We start from the raw sequence: 16,474 nt of genomic DNA on the forward strand, positions 1-16,474 counted from the left end.
GGTCAGACATGCATGCGATCCCTGCCCGTAGACGGTTATGTTGCACGAGATTCGTGCCTGCGCACCAGCGGCCACAGTCAGCATCTGCCGGCGGAGGCGACGATGCTTCCACGCAGGCTGGAAGCCTGCGCCACGGGGAGCGCTTGCAGCCCCGCCTAACGCAGCGTGACATAGGTTGGGGGCGGGAACTAGCGGTGAAGTATGGCACGCTGGCGGGCGTTTCACCAGATTTGATATAACCCGCTTATCAGCCCTCTCTGGCAAAGCTTTACGGGACACACTCCTCTCTGGCACACTCGCATGTATCCCTTCCCACCGATCAAGCGGAACCAATCATCAGGTAGGGACGTCTCTGAGATGTGACGTTCAAATACCGTTTTACACAACTAAGGAGTTACAACTATGGAAAACCGTCTTCTCTCAACTGTGCTGGCCTTGACGGCATTGATAGCTGTGCTGGCGCTGGCTGCGGTCAGCCTGTTCCGTCCGGCCCAGACCGCGACCGCGCAAACCGGTGTTGCCAATATGCCACAGATTGTCGTTATCGGCACCGGTGAAGTGAAGGTTGAGCCGGACATTGCCTCGATCATGATTGGGGTCGAAACCACTGCGCCAACCACGCAGGAAGCGCTGGCCCAGAATAGTGCACAGGCACAGGCGATTATCGATCAGATTCGCCAATTGGGTATCGAAGCGCGCGATATTCAGACCACCGGGATTAATATTTACCCTGTGTACGATAACGAGGGACGGAATATCACCGGCTACACCGTCAATAACACGGTGAATGTCACAGTGCGAAACATCAGTCAGGCTGGGAATCTGATTGATCAGGTGGTGCAGGTCGGAGCCAATCGCGTCTACGGGATCAGTTTTGGGATCAGCGATCTGGAGCGTGTGCTGGCTCAGGCCCGGGAAGCGGCGATTACCAATGCACGGGTACGTGCTGAGCAGATGGCACGCGCCAGCGGTACGTCACTCGGTCGCGTCCTGTTCATCACCGAGAACATGGGTGCTAGCCCTCTCCCAATCCCGGTGATGACTCAGGCCAGGGCAGCAATGGACAGCATGGCGCCACCGGTGCAACCCGGCCAGCAGACCTACAGCGCTTCGGTGCAGGTAACGTTTGAGTTGCGTTAAGCGTTGGCAATGATCTGACTCAGGTCGAACGTTAACACCATAATACCTGATCTGTTCCCCACACCTGTGGCGCCTAACCGGTCGGAGGTGGTGGTGGTGTTACGATGGTGACAAATCCTCATTCAATCCCGATCACAAACCGTTGCTTCTTCTGGTATAATATGAATAACCCAATCATCGGCGCGGCGTTGTGGCCCTCTCCGCCTTGGAGCGGTGACACAACCCGCGCTGTTGCGTCTCTACACCGCAGAAACACGCGAGCATCGTATGTCATTCCGGATCGAAGCGCCTTATCAGCCCACCGGCGACCAACCGCGTGCCATTGAGCAACTGGTGGCCGGTCTGCGTGCCGGTTATCGCCATCAAACCCTGCTCGGTGCCACCGGAACCGGTAAGACGTTTGTCATGGCGCATATCTTCGCGCAGATGCAGCGCCCAACCCTGGTTCTTGCCCACAACAAAACCCTCGTCTCTCAGCTTTGGGCTGAATTCCGCGAGTTTCTGCCTGATGCTGCGGTTGAGATGTTTATCTCGTACTACGATGAGTACACGCCCGAAGCCTACGTACCCTCGAAAGACCTCTACATTGAAAAAGAGGCCAGTATCAACGAAGAGATTGATCGCTTGCGCCACGCCGCAACCCAGGCCCTGCTCAGTCGGCGCGATGTACTGATTGTAGCGTCAGTATCGGCGATCTTCGGTCTCGGTTCACCGCACGACTACGGGCAAGAGAAGGTCACGCTGCGCGTCGGTGAGGTACGCAACCGCGATAAGCTCTTGCGCCAGTTGATCGATTTGCAGTTCGAGCGCAAAGATATGGATTTTCAGCGCGGCACGTTTCGCGTGCGCGGTGATACGCTCGATATTATTCCGGCCAACGCCGAAACCGCGATCCGGGTGGAGTTTTGGGGTGATGAGATTGAGCGGATTGTTGAACTCGATCCACTCACCGGCGAGGTGTTGTGTAAGCACGCGGTGGTTGAGATTTATCCGGCTAAACACTTCGTTACTACCAAAGAGAAGTTGCAGCTTGCGATTGCCAGTATTCAAGACGAGCTGGCCGAACGGGTGCGCGAACTGGAGGCTGCTGGTAAATTGCTCGAAGCCCAACGGCTGAAGCAACGCACGCTGTACGACATCGAGATGCTCAGTGAGGTAGGCTACTGTAGTGGCATTGAGAACTATTCCCGCCATCTCGATGGACGGGCACCCGGCCAGACGCCCTGGACGCTGCTCGACTATTTTCCCGATGATTTTCTGATCTTTATTGACGAGAGCCACATTACGCTTCCGCAGTTGCGCGGGATGTACAACGGTGACCGTCAGCGCAAGCAGACGCTGGTTGATTTCGGTTTTCGCCTGCCCTCAGCGCTCGATAACCGTCCGTTGCGCTTTGAAGAGTTTGAGCAGCATGTCTACCAGGTCATTTATGTCTCGGCGACCCCCGGCCCTTACGAACGCGAGAAGAGCGAGCAGATTGTAGAGCAGATTATTCGGCCAACCGGCCTGCTCGACCCGGAGATCGAGGTGCGGCCAACCCGTGGTCAGATTGATGATCTGCTCGGTGAGATTCGGCGGCGGGTGGAGCGTAAACAGCGCGTGTTGGTGACCACGCTGACCAAGCGCATGGCCGAAGACCTGGCCGACTATCTGAAAGAGATGGGGGTACGCACGATGTACCTCCACGCCGACATTGATACGATTGAGCGGGTGGAGATTCTGCGCGACCTGCGGCTGGGGGTTTACGATGTGGTGGTGGGAATTAACCTGTTGCGCGAGGGGCTTGATCTGCCGGAAGTGAGTCTGGTGGCCATCCTGGACGCGGATAAAGAGGGGTATCTGCGCTCAGAGACCTCACTGATCCAGATCATTGGGCGGGCGGCTCGCCACATTGAGGGCAAGGTGATCATGTATGCCGATACGATCACCCGCTCGATGGAGGCGGCCATCCGCGAGACGCAGCGCCGGCGCGATATTCAGATGGCCCACAACCTGCGCTACAACATCAAACCGCAGGGGATTGCCAAGGGGGTGCGCGATCTGACCGACCGGATTCGCAAGATGGCAGAAGAGCGCGGCGAGTATGTGGCGACGCCAACCACCGCCGCTGCGGTCGATCTGCCCCGCGATGAAGTACTGAAGTTAATCAAAGACCTGGAAAAGCAGATGAAGCAGGCCGCGAAAGAGCTGGCCTTCGAGAAGGCGGCTGCATTACGCGACCAGATCGTTGAGTTGCGCAAAACACTGGCGCTAAGTGAGTGAAAAATGGCCGTTCAAGTCTGGATCGGCGAGAAACCGGAACATCCCCAGGAACGCCGGGCAATCCTGGGGGTTGCCCAGGCACTCGAAAAACTTGAGGGCCTGTTTCTGATTCTGGCCAATTTCAGCGTCAATGGGCGCAGCATCGATCTGGTGATCATTAAACACGATGCGATTGTCATCATCGAACTCAAGCATTGCGACGGTCGGGTCATCGGGAGTGTCAACGGCCCCTGGATCGTCGAAGGGCGCAACGGCGAACAAAAACGGCTCAATCCCGGACGCAAAAATCCGTACAATCAGGTCATCTCCTACTTTCACGCGCTAACCAATTTTCTCAACGAGCATCGGCGGGAGTTCCTCTCGGAACAGAAGGCGAACGATGTTGACTTTCGCACCTGCAAGCGTCTGATTGTCATCGCGCCACGGATTGAAGAGGGTTCACAGCTCGATCTCGACTGGAAAGTGGAGGTGCGCGGGCTTGATGAGTTGCCTGCGTATATGATTACCGAGCGCTCTTCAGAGATTGAGCTGACCGAAGAGGAGATGCTGGCAATCCCGAAACTCCTTCACTGTACGCCGTGGGCTGAACTCAACGAGGTGGTGCAAGAGGAGCGGGCGGCACCGACATCCACACCGGCCCAGCCCTGGCCTGTGCGGATCAGGCAGGCCCTCCAGACCACGACCGGTCGGCTGGCGGTGGTCTTCGCATCAATAGCGCTCTTTCTGTTGCTCTTCTTGCTCTTCAGACCACCGGCTGCCATCCCGCGCCCCGACGCACCGCTCACGCTGATCGCCGGTACCCCGGCTGATAGCGCCATTCTGAGTTTCAACACGACCACGAGCTTTTGCCGCTGGAACACCTACCAACTGGTGGGCAAGCGCTGGGATAGCGCAGAACAGCGCTGGCAAAGCGTTGCGGTCGGCGAGGCAGCCACCGGCACTGCGCCCGACATCATTGTAGCGCTAGAGCAGATTGATGCCTGCGGCGACCGGATTGAGCTGACCTGGAGCATCCAGAACAACACCACCCGCCCGGTGAGTCTCCCTCTCCGCCACGACAACATCAAAATCAGCGACGGCCTGGGCAACGACTACCCGCTGGCCGACGGCGACTCGCGCCCGGCCATCATCAGCGCGTCACCCGGTACCCGCCAGCGTGGGATTGCCGTCGTGCGCCGACCACTGGCCGCCAACGCCAGCATCCTGCGCATCAATCTGGTCGAACAGCCCTTCGGCGAGGCCAGCTTCATTGTCGCGCTTCAGCCGTAACGGGTGGTTGGTCGCACAAATACACCACGGACACATCACCGTAGGGGCGGGTTTAGAACCCGCCCCTACGGAACGACCTCACCCCCGGTCCCGCTCCCGCAGCGCGCTATGCATTACCCACATGTCGCGCTGCGTTAGGCCGGGCTGCAAGCGCTCCCCATGGCAGCATCACATCCACCGCCGGCAGATACTAGCCGTAATCGCTAGTGCGCAGGGTGGACGTCTGCCCCACAGACTGATACAACGGCTATCACCGCTGCTCCTATCCGCTTCCCATTCGTGACGTGAGAGCCACGCGACAGCAGTGTAACGCGAATAGTGCCATGCGTCGCCCCTACGCATGTGTCGCCCCACGTCGCCCCCTGGAGTAGGGGCGGGTTCAAAACCCGTTCCGGGTTCAGGATCGGCCCCTCTATGTATTCCCCACATGGCACGCTGCGGTAGGCCGGGCTACAAGCGCTCCCCATGGCTGCTGGTGTGCAGGCTAGAAGCCTGCAACCACGCCCGCGACCGAAGCCCTGCGATGTTGCCTGGGGTTGCCGGCGATGATGTACTGTGTTGGTCAAAATGTGAGAGCGCGGATGGTCAAACCAGCCAGATATGCGCTGCACACCCGTCGTCTCCGTGACCCGCGAAGAAACCGCTGCCACTCGCTCGTGATCGCAAGCACGGCTGGCGCGGCAGCATGGCTGTCGCACGCCAAACTGTGCGCCACGGGTAATGTTGATCAGAAACGGTATCCCCGCTGAAACGTGATCCCACTGGGCGGAGAGCGGCAGGGTAACCGCTGCCACTCGCTCGTGATCGCAAGCACGGCTGGCGCGGCAGCGTGGCTGCCGCACGCCAAACCGTGCAACACGTGCATAACGAGCGGATACGGCAACCCATCCAGTACGTGATAGCACGGCTGGAGCGGCGCACTGCCACCGGGCCAGTCGCCCACAACAGCAACCATGGCGATCATATCCGCTGATACACATGTGGGTGTCACCAGTTGTAGGTAATACATAGCCTCCACTGGGGGGAGGAGCAGGAGGATCGTGCTATAGAACGTTTCTGATGGCGCTGACGCAGGTTCTGTGTCAGGCAAGATGATCGGGACGAGCGCACGAGTTTTACCTGCGACCGGCAGAGAGTCCGGTGTGCCGGGTCAGGTGGTGGGCGCACCGGAGACGCGATCTCCCAGGGAGTGGGTGGCGCTACCTGAGCCAGCAACGCCTGCGCAGTTGACGGCGCATCGGAGGTGTGCGCTCCCAGGGGGTGTGAGTAATCTCAATCAGCGTGGCTGATACGGAAGATGGAGTCTGCATTCCATACACTGCAATACGGGCAGTCGAATATGTAAAGGGTATCCGGACACCCATACTCGACTGAAGCACCAGAAAATCCCTGTACCCTCTACCATCTCTCGCCCCCCTTTCCCCTCCTCCCTCCTATCTTCTATCCTCATCCACTCTGCTCAGCTTGTGGTATTCTGATGCAAACAGGGTGAGAGGAGGTTGAAACATGCTAGAGAGCGTGGCGGTTCTGTATAACCCCTTGAGCGATGCTTCGATCAAACTATCGCGTGAACTTGCCGGCTGGCTTGTCGAACGGGGTGTGAAAACGACGTGCGGTGTATCGCAGGAGTTCCGCGATCAGCCACATCTGGTGGCAGACTGCGACTTGATGATCGCGCTGGGAGGTGATGGTACCGTCTTACGCGCAGCCCGCCTCTGCTTCCCACACAACATCCCGGTCTTGCCGGTGGCGCTTGGCCACCTCAGTTTTATGGCCGAAATTGGCCCTGATGAGGTGTATAGCGGTTGTGAACAGATTATGAACGGTGGCGGCTGGTTTGACGAACGGTCACTGGTACGAGCACAAGTCTGGCGAGGTGGTCAGAAACTCAGCCAGCACACTGCATTGAATGAGGTCGTGATCTCGCGGAGTGATCTCAGCCGGATTGTGAATGTCCACGTCACCATTGATGACAGCCCACTTACGACCTACCACGCCGATGGCGTGATCGTCGCCACCGCAACCGGTTCGACGGCCTATGCGCTGGCTGCTGGTGGCCCAATTGTCGATCCGCGTTCGCAGGCATTGGTGCTGGTACCAATTGCTGCACACCTGACTAATATTCCGTCGATGGTTTTACACGAAGACGCTGTTGTGACCATGCAGCTTCGTTCTCGCCACCATGCGTTGCTTGCAGTTGATGGACGAGAAAATATTGACCTGATAGAAGGTGATGAGGTGGTTGTCCGTCGTAGTCCGCAGGTCTGCACCTTTGTCAGGCTCCGTCCGAGTAATCAGTTTTATACCCAACTGGTGGCTCGTCTACGGCGTTCGTGATTGCAGAGGGTCGGCGGTACAGCAATGGCAATCTGTTGATACACCTGTATACATGAGGGGAATGAGCATATGCTGGCCTACACAGGCGCAACCGTAAGCGGGCGGATTAACGCCTCACCCGAAGCTCTCTGGGAGCTGGTGAGTGATGTTGAGCGTCATCCGCAAATTGCCGGGAGTGGTGAAGTTCAGGCGGTGACAATTCGCGATGGCCGACCGCTCAGGGTAGGGGCCGTCTTCGAGTCGCAGCAGTTTATGCGTGGTATTCATTATGTAACGGCCAATCGGGTCGTGATCTGGGAGCCACCGTACCGTTTTGCCTGGCGGGTTGGCTTGCCGAGTGCACCCGGTATCGCTCAAATCTGGAGCTTTACGTTGCAACCGGAAGCGAACGGTACTCGCGTTACCAACGGTGTTGCGCTAATCTATGTGTTACCGACGTTCTTTCCGTTCTCGCTTATCCGCAAGAAGCTGGCCCAGGGTTATGCAAATTCCATGCTGCCCACGCTCGACAATCTGGCCCGAATGGTGAACGCGCCGCCACCAACCGATATACAGGTTATCAATGAGCCACCCGCCGATCTGACGGCGATGCTGCCTCCGTTAATCGTGCCGGGCGCAACGATAGTGGCAGCACTGCTGGCGGCAGCAGCAGGTGGAATGGCCATCTGGCGACGCTGGCGCCGGTCGTGAAGACTGGCGTGTGCTGTAAGGGTAAAGGAGATAACAGCGAACGGCGAGGGTGGCGTAGCGCTCTACGCTACCCGGTGCCCTGAGGCGGCCTGGTGTTAGCGAGAGATGGTACCGGCGCAACTCTGTTGGTTTAGCGAAGCCCTGGAGGTGGAGGACGACACAGGTTGTTCTCTAGGTATATGCCGGGGTATTCACTCGCCTCCCCTGGTGAACGTTGAGGGCCAGACAGAATATACGAGCCAACACAACTTCTACAGCATCAGGAAGGACTGGATCATACTTCTGCTTTCCTTCACCCGCTATGCATGCTGGGACTGACAGAGTATATGAGCCAACACGACGTCTGCCCATCTCTCATGCAGACTTCTGCTCTATACTCTCCCGTGCGCTGAGCTATGCATTCCCATAACTCGGATACCGCATAGCTCGCGTGCGGGAGTGGGTCGGGGGTGGGAGCCGGTGAGTCGGCGGGTTACAACCCTGCCTCACTTCGTGGAAGCCCCTTCGGGGCTGGCCTGGCGGCGGGGAGTGGGGGCCGGGCGTGCTCGTGGATAGCCCCGCAGAGGCGTGCAGGTCATGAAACAGGGCTTCAGTCCTCACGACCGCAGGGCTGCCTGGCGGTGGGGAGCGGTACCGGGCGTGCTGTTGGATGGCTCCGGCAGGGTGTGCCGTCGGCGGGGACGCACTGATCGGCAGGTTGGATGGGGCAGCGGGGGCCATCGTGCCAGCCCGTGGGGCAGGCGTCCAGCCTGCGCACAGCGGCTACAGCGATCACCTGACGGGATGGCGGAGATGGCGGCACACGGGCTGGAAACCTACGCCACTGGGAGCGCTTACAGCCTGGCCTAACGCAGCAGGATGGCGTTGATCACCCGAGCATACGGTGTGCGTGACGTATGATGCACTGTATCCATTACGATGTGATATGAGGCATCACACCGGCTTCTGGGTGACATGTGGGTAATGCATAGGCGCGGGAGAGGGGCCGGGGATGAGGGTTTTGAGGCGCCCTTATGTCAAATCTTGATTGATACTGTGCATCGCTGCTGATGGTCTCATCGTGGATGATGGATGTTGCCTCACTCCAGGCAGCGGACTTCTCGCCTGCACTCGACCATCATCTATGTAACCATCACAGAACGAGGGTGGAAGGTGACTGAAAAGTGGGCTGGATGCCTGCTCCACAATCCGCGCTACCACATCATGCGCAGGCAGCTCATCACGGAATGGTCAAGCCAGATGGACGTACTCTGCACTCACGTCGTCCCCGTGACCCGCGGGGAAACCGCTGCGACCCGTCCCGGATCGTGAGCACGGCTGGTACGGCAGCGTGGCTGCCGCACCCAAACGATGCGCCACAGGCAATTCTATCTGGCAACGGTATTCTCACCGAAACACGAGACCACTGTGCGCAGAGCGGGGACACTGACTGTACCTTCCGCGCTCAGGGGTGGTAGCAAGGTGATCATCGGATCACAGGTTTTGCACGCCATGACACCAGATTTAATATTCAGCCCTATCTCCTGCCTGCGTTCGTATGTTTTGTCCGCCCTTGAAGGGGGTTTGGGAGAAGGGATCACTCTTTCAAATACCGATCAAACCACTCCAGGGTTCGTCGCATATGATCGGCGCGATGGCGTGGTTCGCCGCTACGAGTCAGTTCATGGCCCTCGCGCGGGTAACGCACCAGTTCAACCACTTTCTTCTGGCGGCGGAGAATGGCGAAGAGTTGTTCGGCTTCGCTGATCGGTACCCGGTAATCAAGCTCGCTATGCAAGAGCAAGAGTGGCGTTTTAATCTTGTGCGCGTGGGCCAATGGCGAATGATCCCACAGCTCCTCGTACAACTCCCAGGGAAAACCGCCAAATTCAATTTCGATCAGTTCATGGGCGTCACTGGTGCTGTGTTGGGTGAGAAGATTGTAGACCCCACGGGCAGCCACAGCACAGGCGAAACGATCATCGTGCCCGATCAGCCAGGCCGTCATATAGCCACCATACGACCCGCCGGTCACTCCGATCCGTTCGGGATCAATATAGCCACGAGCAACCAGGGCATCAATCCCGGCCAGAATATCAGGGGCATCCGCTTCACCCCAGTTCCCCCGGATCGCGTCACGCCATAGCTCACCATAGCCCTCACTGCCGCGGGGATTGCAGAAGAAGACGACATAGCCACGGGCAGCAGCGACCTGCCACTCGTGCCACATCGAACGGAAACCCGGCCCCCACATAACATGTGGGCCGCCGTGAATGTAGACGGCCAGCGGATAGCGCTGCGCCGGATCGAAATCGGGTGGATGGAGCGTCCAACCCTGCACTTCACTGCCATCGGGTGCGAGATAGGTTATTTCTTCAATCGGCACAATAATGCGCTGGCTCAGTAAGCGCTCGTTGATAGCGGTCAGACGCCGTTCCTGACCGTCAGCGCCACGCACGAAGAGATCGCACGGATTGTCGGCACTTCCGGTGATAAATGCTATTGTGCCATCGCGCCCGACATCGAATTCGCTGACGATCCGCGGCCCACCGACCAGCGTTGCGCCATTACGATAAGTTGGTGTTCCCGGTAGTCCTATCTGATAGACATGGGCATCGCCGCGCCAGCCTGCACTGAACAACACCCCCTGGCCATCGGGTTGCCAGTGAAATTGTTCCACATTCAGATCGGTATGCGCCGTAAGGTCGTGCGGTTCGCCACCGGTAGCCGGAATAATCGCCACCCGTTTTCCCTCACCGAGGAGGCGCGACTCGTTCAAGCGCAGAAACGCGATCTGAGTGCCATCAGGGGATGGGCGCGGATCAAAATAGGAAAAACCGCTACTGGTTAACGGGTGTGGCGACGAGCCATCGAGTGGAACGCGCATCACATCGTAATAGGCAAAGAGCGAGTCGGCTTCGGGATCGCGGGTTGCCGTGCTCAGGAGCGCATTGCCTGCCGGCATCCAGACCGGTGCGCTGTAGTGGATGTCACCGGAGGTTAGCCGGCGCAGTGTTGATGGCTGATCATCATCAGTAACTTCAACGAGGTAAATATGGCGGCGACGATCATCAAAATAACTGGTACCACTGCGATAGGGAAGTTTGGTAATCACACGCGGATCAACGCGCATTTCTTCTTCGTACTGGCGCTGCTCGCGACTGCGACGTGCTTCCCAGGCGTCGGCTGGTGGTGGTGGCGTTTCACCGGCATCTTCACGAGCCTGCTCTTCAGCATTTACCGGCGCCAAAAACGCGATATATCGTCCATCAGGACTCCATGCCGGATCGCTCGCTCCGTTGGGATGCGAGGTTATCTGGCGTGCCTCACCACCATCGACCGGGATGATATAAATCTGCCCTCGTTCATCGTCGCGGTTCGAGACAAATGCAATCCAGCGCCCATCAGGACTCCAGCGTGGCTGGCGATCTTGTTTACCGCGAGTGAAGCGACGTAATTGACCACCATCGGTAGCAACTAGCACAATGTGCCGCCGATAGTCATTACCAATTCGATCCGCCGTCACCCACACGACCGCCACGTACCGTCCGTCGGGACTGAGCCGGGGGTCTTCCAGCCAGCCTAATTCGTAGAGATCGTCAATGGTAAAGCGACCAGGGGGTTGGTTTGTCATAACTCGGCCCCATGAATTATCAAGCGGGTACACAGACCTTGCTATTGTAACACACTTCTCATTGATCGGCGTTTGAGATTTTTGCTAGAAAGTATAGAATAACATGATAAACCTTGACACTTTAGTAATGATCAATTATAATTCTACGATAGCAAGAGTAATTAAAGTAATTATTCAATGTTTCTCGTATGATCTGTTGGCATAGAACAGATTGATGATGAAAGGATTACACCGGTGAGCACGCCAGATCAAAAGACACCACTTGCAGTGCTCCTCTTCCACGCTGCTATGCAGCAGCGTCTGTCACTGGCTGATTTTGCTGAGAAGCTAGATCTCAGCGTAGCAACCCTGCGTTCATACCTGTTTGAGGCTGGAAAACGCACGCGAATTCGCAGCAAAACGCTTGAACAAATGGCAGAAGTCCTAAATATGTCGGCCAGCGAAGTTCGTGAACGTGCTGAGCTGTTGCCATACGCTGGACAACCTTTTAGTGAGTGGTTGAAACATCAGATGCAGAATCGGTTCACGCGCGCAGGTCTGTGTGCGGCAACGCGCATCAGCGATAGCGCCATGAAAAACTATCTGATGGGTCACACCACACCCGATCCCGACAACGCGATGCGTCTGGCCGAAGTCCTGGAGGCAAATTCTCTGGAAGTTGCCTACCTGATCATTGCTACTGAATTGAGCCAGCGTGGGGTGGAGTTGCCATCGGCACTGCCACCGGCGGTTGAAACTGCTCCGGTCACCACGGCGCAACCTGAAATGAAGGCTGAACCTGCTACTGTACAATCTGAAACCGTATCGTCACCAGCCGTCGACGGGATGAGCAGTGAGACGATTGTCAATGCGTACACCGAACAGCGCTTACTGAATCTGTGGCGACGACTGCATCCCCAGGGCCGCCGGGCCACACTTACCTACATTGCCTCGCTGTTAGCGGAAGAATTGATGTAGCACGTAACACCAGCCAGTGCACGATACCGAATGTGACGGGTTATCGCCAAACGGTGTGTTCCCGTCGCATTTGTGTTGTTTCGGTGTTGTTGGTTGGGCATGCGCACAACACGACCCGTGCACAATCCCTCCTGGCTATCCGGTAGTAGCGACACATATATGCCCTTGTCCAGCAGTAAATAATGAGTGCGGGAGCATAGCTTCCGCACTCACTCTAACGTGTGAGCTTTTCGGCAGTAGATTGATCCACGCCAGGCCGGGTTTATTGCTGAACGGGCAGATCGATTACTTCAATGTTCTCCAAACCGCCGTAGATCGTCCACCAGGGTTTGGCTCCCTGAGCCAGCGTCTCATTCAGAGCCGTAATATTGGCAACCCCGCGATCCTCCAGCCATGCTTCGAGCGCCCCCAGTCCTTGCTGGGCATAGACCGGGATGCCATCCTGCCAGGTGGCCCGACCACACAACACCCCCGCGAAAGGTGTCCCGGCCTCGGCAGCCAGCTCAAGCGTCTCGCGGAAGACCTCGTCGGAAACGCCGGCACTGAGATAGATAAACGGCTTGTGCGCTGCATCGGCAGCCTGGCGGAAGAACTCTTTAGCCTCTTCGCGGCTATACGCTTTCTGGCCGCTGAACACGCGCATCCCTTCGACAAACTTGACATTCACCGGCACTTCGACCTTCAACACATCAACCCCATAGCGCGGCTTTGAGAACTCGGCCATATAGGCGGTCACATACTTCGGCTTCACCAGGGCAAACTCGAAGCTCTTCTCATCGCCCACGGCATCATCATACGCAATTGGCTCAAGGAAGAAAGGAATATCATTTGCCGCACACTCTGCACCAATCCGCTCGATGAAGGCATGCTTTACCTCATTGATAGCGGCATCATCGAAGGGATTGTAGTAGAGCAGAATCTTGATCGCGTCGGCGCCAGCCTCTTTCAAGCGCCGCACACTCCAGACATCGAGCAGGTCGGGCAGCCGGCCACGCACCGAGGCATCATAACCGGTCTTCTCATAGGCCAGCAGCACACCGGTACCAGGGGCACGCTGGGCAATAGCGGGCAAACCATACTCCGGATCCATCAAAATGGCGCTGGCATACTGGGTCAAAATGCGGGTCACAGCCGTTTTAAATACCGTCAAATCTTCATTCGTTGCCTCAGCACCGCGAGCTTTCGCAATCGCCTTCTTCAACGAACCCCGCTGATCCATCGCTGCGGCAGCAATAATGCCATTAGCGTCTGCGCAAGCCTGGATTCCGTTAAATTTGCCTCGCGTCATCTGTACTTTAGCCATGAGTCAACTCCTTAGCTCAAACAATCGGGCAGCAACCGGTAGCAGATGTCAGGTGTGTATAACTCCCGGTGCGGAACGACAGCAATACCATGATGAGTTATCAAAGCGCTAACACCCCTATTATACCCGATCCACTTCCAACGCCGTTAAAATATGGTACAATCGATATGTGTTCCCCAAACAATGATGGGATATTTGATACGGGGAGGCTATATGAAGCGGATTATTGGTGGATTCGCCTTTCTCCTGGGGTTGATCATTGGCCTTATCGGAGGAGCAGCTCTGCTCGCTTACGCATATCAGGCAGCCGGGTTGTATCCACCCGACGATGCCACGATCAAATTTATCGCCCGTGAGCGAGGCTGGCTGCGTGATGATGTGTAGGGCTGGTCGTTAATGCGGTAAAGGCTTCTGTCTTCACCGCAAGGTTATCGCAAAGCGAGAGGGATCACTTCCACCCGAATGGTGGCATGCGCACAAGGAGGTGCAATTTGGACAAGATTTGGTTGTCGTATTACGAGCCAGGTGTTCCGCCTACACTGACGTATCCTTCGATTACGCTCAGTGATATGCTGAACAACACTGCCAAAACGTATGCCGACCACACCGCTACCAATTTCGTCTTGCGCTACTTGCTCGGTGGTCGCTTCACGGTTGGCGGGAAGCTTACCTATCGACAGTTGAACGAAAAAGTTGATCGGATGGCAACGGCGCTCTACCAGCTTGGGGTACGTAAAGGGGATCGGGTGGCGGTGATGTTGCCCAATTCGCCGCACTACATTATCACCTTCTTTGCCTGTATGCGGTTAGGGGCCATCGTTGTCAATACCAATCCGACGTACACCGGGCGCGAGTTGCAGCATCAGTTGCACGATTCGGGTGCCGAGACGATTGTGTTGCTCAATATCTTCTGGCCCCGGCTGCGCGAAGTGCGTGCCGAGACGCCGGTAAAGCGGGTGATCGTTGCCCACGTCTTCGATACCCTGGGCTTCCCATCCAATTTGCTGGTGAAGAGTGCGCAAAGGAAAACTCCGGAGTGGGTTGATGTGATGCCAGAGCAGGATATCTTCTTCTTCCAACACCTGCTTGAGAAGTATGGCCCAACCCCACCGCAGGTTAGTGTAACCCCTGATGATACTGCGCTCTTCCAATACACCGGTGGTACTACCGGCCTGCCCAAGGCCGCGATGTTGACCCATCGCAATCTGATCGCCAATACGGTACAGATTGCCGCATGGCTGACCCGCGGCGAACCTGGTGGTGAGAAGATGATGGCCGCCATCCCCTTCTTCCATGTGTATGGGATGACGGTGGCGATGATCTATAGCATCCATATGGGTGCTGAGATCGTGATTGTACCTAGCCCACGCCCAATCGATAATGTGATGAACGTGATCCAGCACGAACGCTGTACGCTCTTCCCTGGGGTGCCGGCAATGTATATCGGCATTATCAATCACCCCAAGGTGAATGAATACAATTTGCGTAGCGTGAAGGCATGTCTCAGCGGCTCGGCTCCATTGCCCATGGAGGTGCAGGAGAAGTTCGGTCAGTTGACCGGTGGCCGCCTTGTCGAAGGGTTTGGGATGACCGAGGCTAGCCCAGTAACCCACTGTAACCCGGTCTTTGGTGAGCGCCGGGCCGGTAGTATTGGTATTCCGATCCCCGACACCGAGGCAAAGGTAATTAATCTCGATACCGGTCAGGAGATCCCACCGGGCAGCGAGGAAACTGGCGAGCTGTGCGTTCGTGGGCCGCAGGTGATGAAGGGATACTGGCAGCGCCCCGAAGAGACTGCTCAGACCATCGATGCCGATGGCTGGCTGCATACCGGTGACATCGCTCGGGTTGACAAGGACGGCTACTTCTATATCGTTGATCGCAAGAAGGATATGATCAACGTCGGTGGCCTTAAGGTGCTACCCCGCGATGTCGAGGAAGTCCTCTTCATGCACCCCAAGGTGATGGAGGCCGTCGTTGTTGGTATTCCGCATCCCCAGCGGGGTGATGATACGGTGAAGGCTTTTATCGTGCCGAAACCAGGTGAAAATCCCACACCTGAAGAGATCAAGGAGTTCTGCAAGTTGCATCTTGCGCCGTATAAGGTGCCACGCGAGGTTGAGTTCCGCAGCGAATTGCCGAAGACGCTGGTCGGTAAGGTGCTGCGCCGGGTGCTGGTCGAAGAAGAGAAGGCGAAGCAGAAGGCGGCAATGGCAACTACGTAAGTGAGAGCCGGTCATGCACGGAGAGGCGGGTTTGGAACCCGTCTCTCCGTATGTGCGCTGGGGTGATATATCAAATCTGGTGTTGGATATGGCACCCTATCCAACTATACCAAATCGTCATGATATTATCGCAACATCGTCCTATCCTGTAGGACGGGATCCGGGCTGATGCGGAGGATAGGACGATGTATCGGGCGATGCCGGTCATTCAGGAATCAGCACAGGAGCTGAACGCACGGATGTAGCGGGAACGGCACGGACAGAAACGGCAGCGATTGCAGATGCTGTACCTAATTACCAGTGGCCAGGCGCGGACCCGCCCGGCGCTGGCGCCACGCTTGGGCGTGAACCGCGAAACGGTCGGCGACTGGCTGCGGCTGGATGCAGATGGCGGACTGAGTGCGCTGCTGACGATCCGGACCCAGCCCGGCAAAGCACCCACCATTCCCCCGGCAGTGCTGGACGACCTCCGTGAGCGGTTGCGTTAACCGGACGAGATGGCATCCTATGAAGAGATACGGGTCGTTGGCGACGCAGCACGGCATTTAGATGCGCTACACGGCGGTTGCCAATGTTGTGCACCGCAAGCTGAAGACCTGCCCTCAGGTGGTGCGCCCCCGGCATATAAAAACCCTGATGCTGACGCGGCGTTCAAAGCCACGCTGACGGTTCAGGCCC

General features: G+C 57.1%; 11 protein-coding genes. 9 read left to right on the forward strand and 2 right to left on the reverse strand.

Features of this window, described 5'->3' with window-relative positions; translation table 11 throughout:
* Positions 1-402: 402 nt before the first annotated feature.
* From VAE55_RS03195 to VAE55_RS03215, 5 genes are all read left to right on the forward strand, one after another.
* Positions 403-1,140: an SIMPL domain-containing protein gene (locus VAE55_RS03195; protein WP_322814369.1), complete on the forward strand. Its 738-nt coding sequence runs from the start codon at positions 403-405 to the stop codon at positions 1,138-1,140.
* A gap of 267 nt (positions 1,141-1,407) precedes the next feature.
* Positions 1,408-3,402 carry an excinuclease ABC subunit UvrB gene (gene uvrB, locus VAE55_RS03200; protein ID WP_322814370.1) on the forward strand — a complete coding sequence of 665 codons (1,995 nt, stop codon included), beginning with the start codon at positions 1,408-1,410 and terminating at the stop codon, positions 3,400-3,402.
* Positions 3,403-3,405: 3 nt separating this feature from the next.
* Positions 3,406-4,671 (forward strand): nuclease-related domain-containing protein, encoded by a 1,266-nt coding sequence (locus tag VAE55_RS03205; protein WP_322814371.1) that lies wholly within the window; start codon positions 3,406-3,408, stop codon positions 4,669-4,671.
* A 1,506-nt stretch (positions 4,672-6,177) separates the two neighbouring features.
* Positions 6,178-7,008, forward strand: a complete 831-nt coding sequence (locus tag VAE55_RS03210) for an NAD(+)/NADH kinase (RefSeq protein WP_322814372.1) — start codon at positions 6,178-6,180, stop codon at positions 7,006-7,008.
* Positions 7,009-7,077: 69 nt separating this feature from the next.
* Positions 7,078-7,698, forward strand: coding sequence for an SRPBCC family protein (locus tag VAE55_RS03215; RefSeq protein ID WP_322814373.1), 621 nt, complete (start codon positions 7,078-7,080; stop codon positions 7,696-7,698).
* Positions 7,699-9,274: 1,576 nt separating this feature from the next.
* Here VAE55_RS03215 and VAE55_RS03220 read toward each other — a convergent pair.
* Complete coding sequence (locus VAE55_RS03220; protein WP_322814374.1) at positions 9,275-11,311, reverse strand: S9 family peptidase; 2,037 nt, start codon at positions 11,309-11,311, stop codon at positions 9,275-9,277.
* Between the two features lie 234 nt (positions 11,312-11,545).
* On the opposite strand from VAE55_RS03220, the gene VAE55_RS03225 reads away from it, so the two are divergent.
* On the forward strand, positions 11,546-12,268 hold the full coding sequence (locus VAE55_RS03225; protein ID WP_322814375.1) for a helix-turn-helix transcriptional regulator: 723 nt from the start codon (positions 11,546-11,548) through the stop codon (positions 12,266-12,268).
* A 262-nt stretch (positions 12,269-12,530) separates the two neighbouring features.
* Here VAE55_RS03225 and VAE55_RS03230 read toward each other — a convergent pair whose 3' ends face one another.
* Entirely contained in the window at positions 12,531-13,571 is a 1,041-nt protein-coding gene (locus tag VAE55_RS03230; RefSeq protein WP_322814376.1) for a tagatose 1,6-diphosphate aldolase, read from the reverse strand.
* Between the two features lie 213 nt (positions 13,572-13,784).
* Between VAE55_RS03230 and VAE55_RS03235 the strand changes: the two genes are divergently transcribed.
* From VAE55_RS03235 to VAE55_RS03245, 3 genes are all read left to right on the forward strand, one after another.
* Positions 13,785-13,955, forward strand: a complete 171-nt coding sequence (locus VAE55_RS03235) for a hypothetical protein (RefSeq protein WP_012256959.1) — start codon at positions 13,785-13,787, stop codon at positions 13,953-13,955.
* A 107-nt stretch (positions 13,956-14,062) separates the two neighbouring features.
* Positions 14,063-15,796, forward strand: coding sequence for a long-chain fatty acid--CoA ligase (locus VAE55_RS03240; RefSeq protein ID WP_322814377.1), 1,734 nt, complete (start codon positions 14,063-14,065; stop codon positions 15,794-15,796).
* Between the two features lie 281 nt (positions 15,797-16,077).
* Positions 16,078-16,284, forward strand: coding sequence for a hypothetical protein (locus tag VAE55_RS03245; protein ID WP_322814378.1), 207 nt, complete (start codon positions 16,078-16,080; stop codon positions 16,282-16,284).
* Positions 16,285-16,474 lie beyond the last annotated feature (190 nt).

It is taken from the genome of Chloroflexus sp. (assembly GCF_034432675.1).
Lineage (GTDB): Bacteria > Chloroflexota > Chloroflexia > Chloroflexales > Chloroflexaceae > Chloroflexus.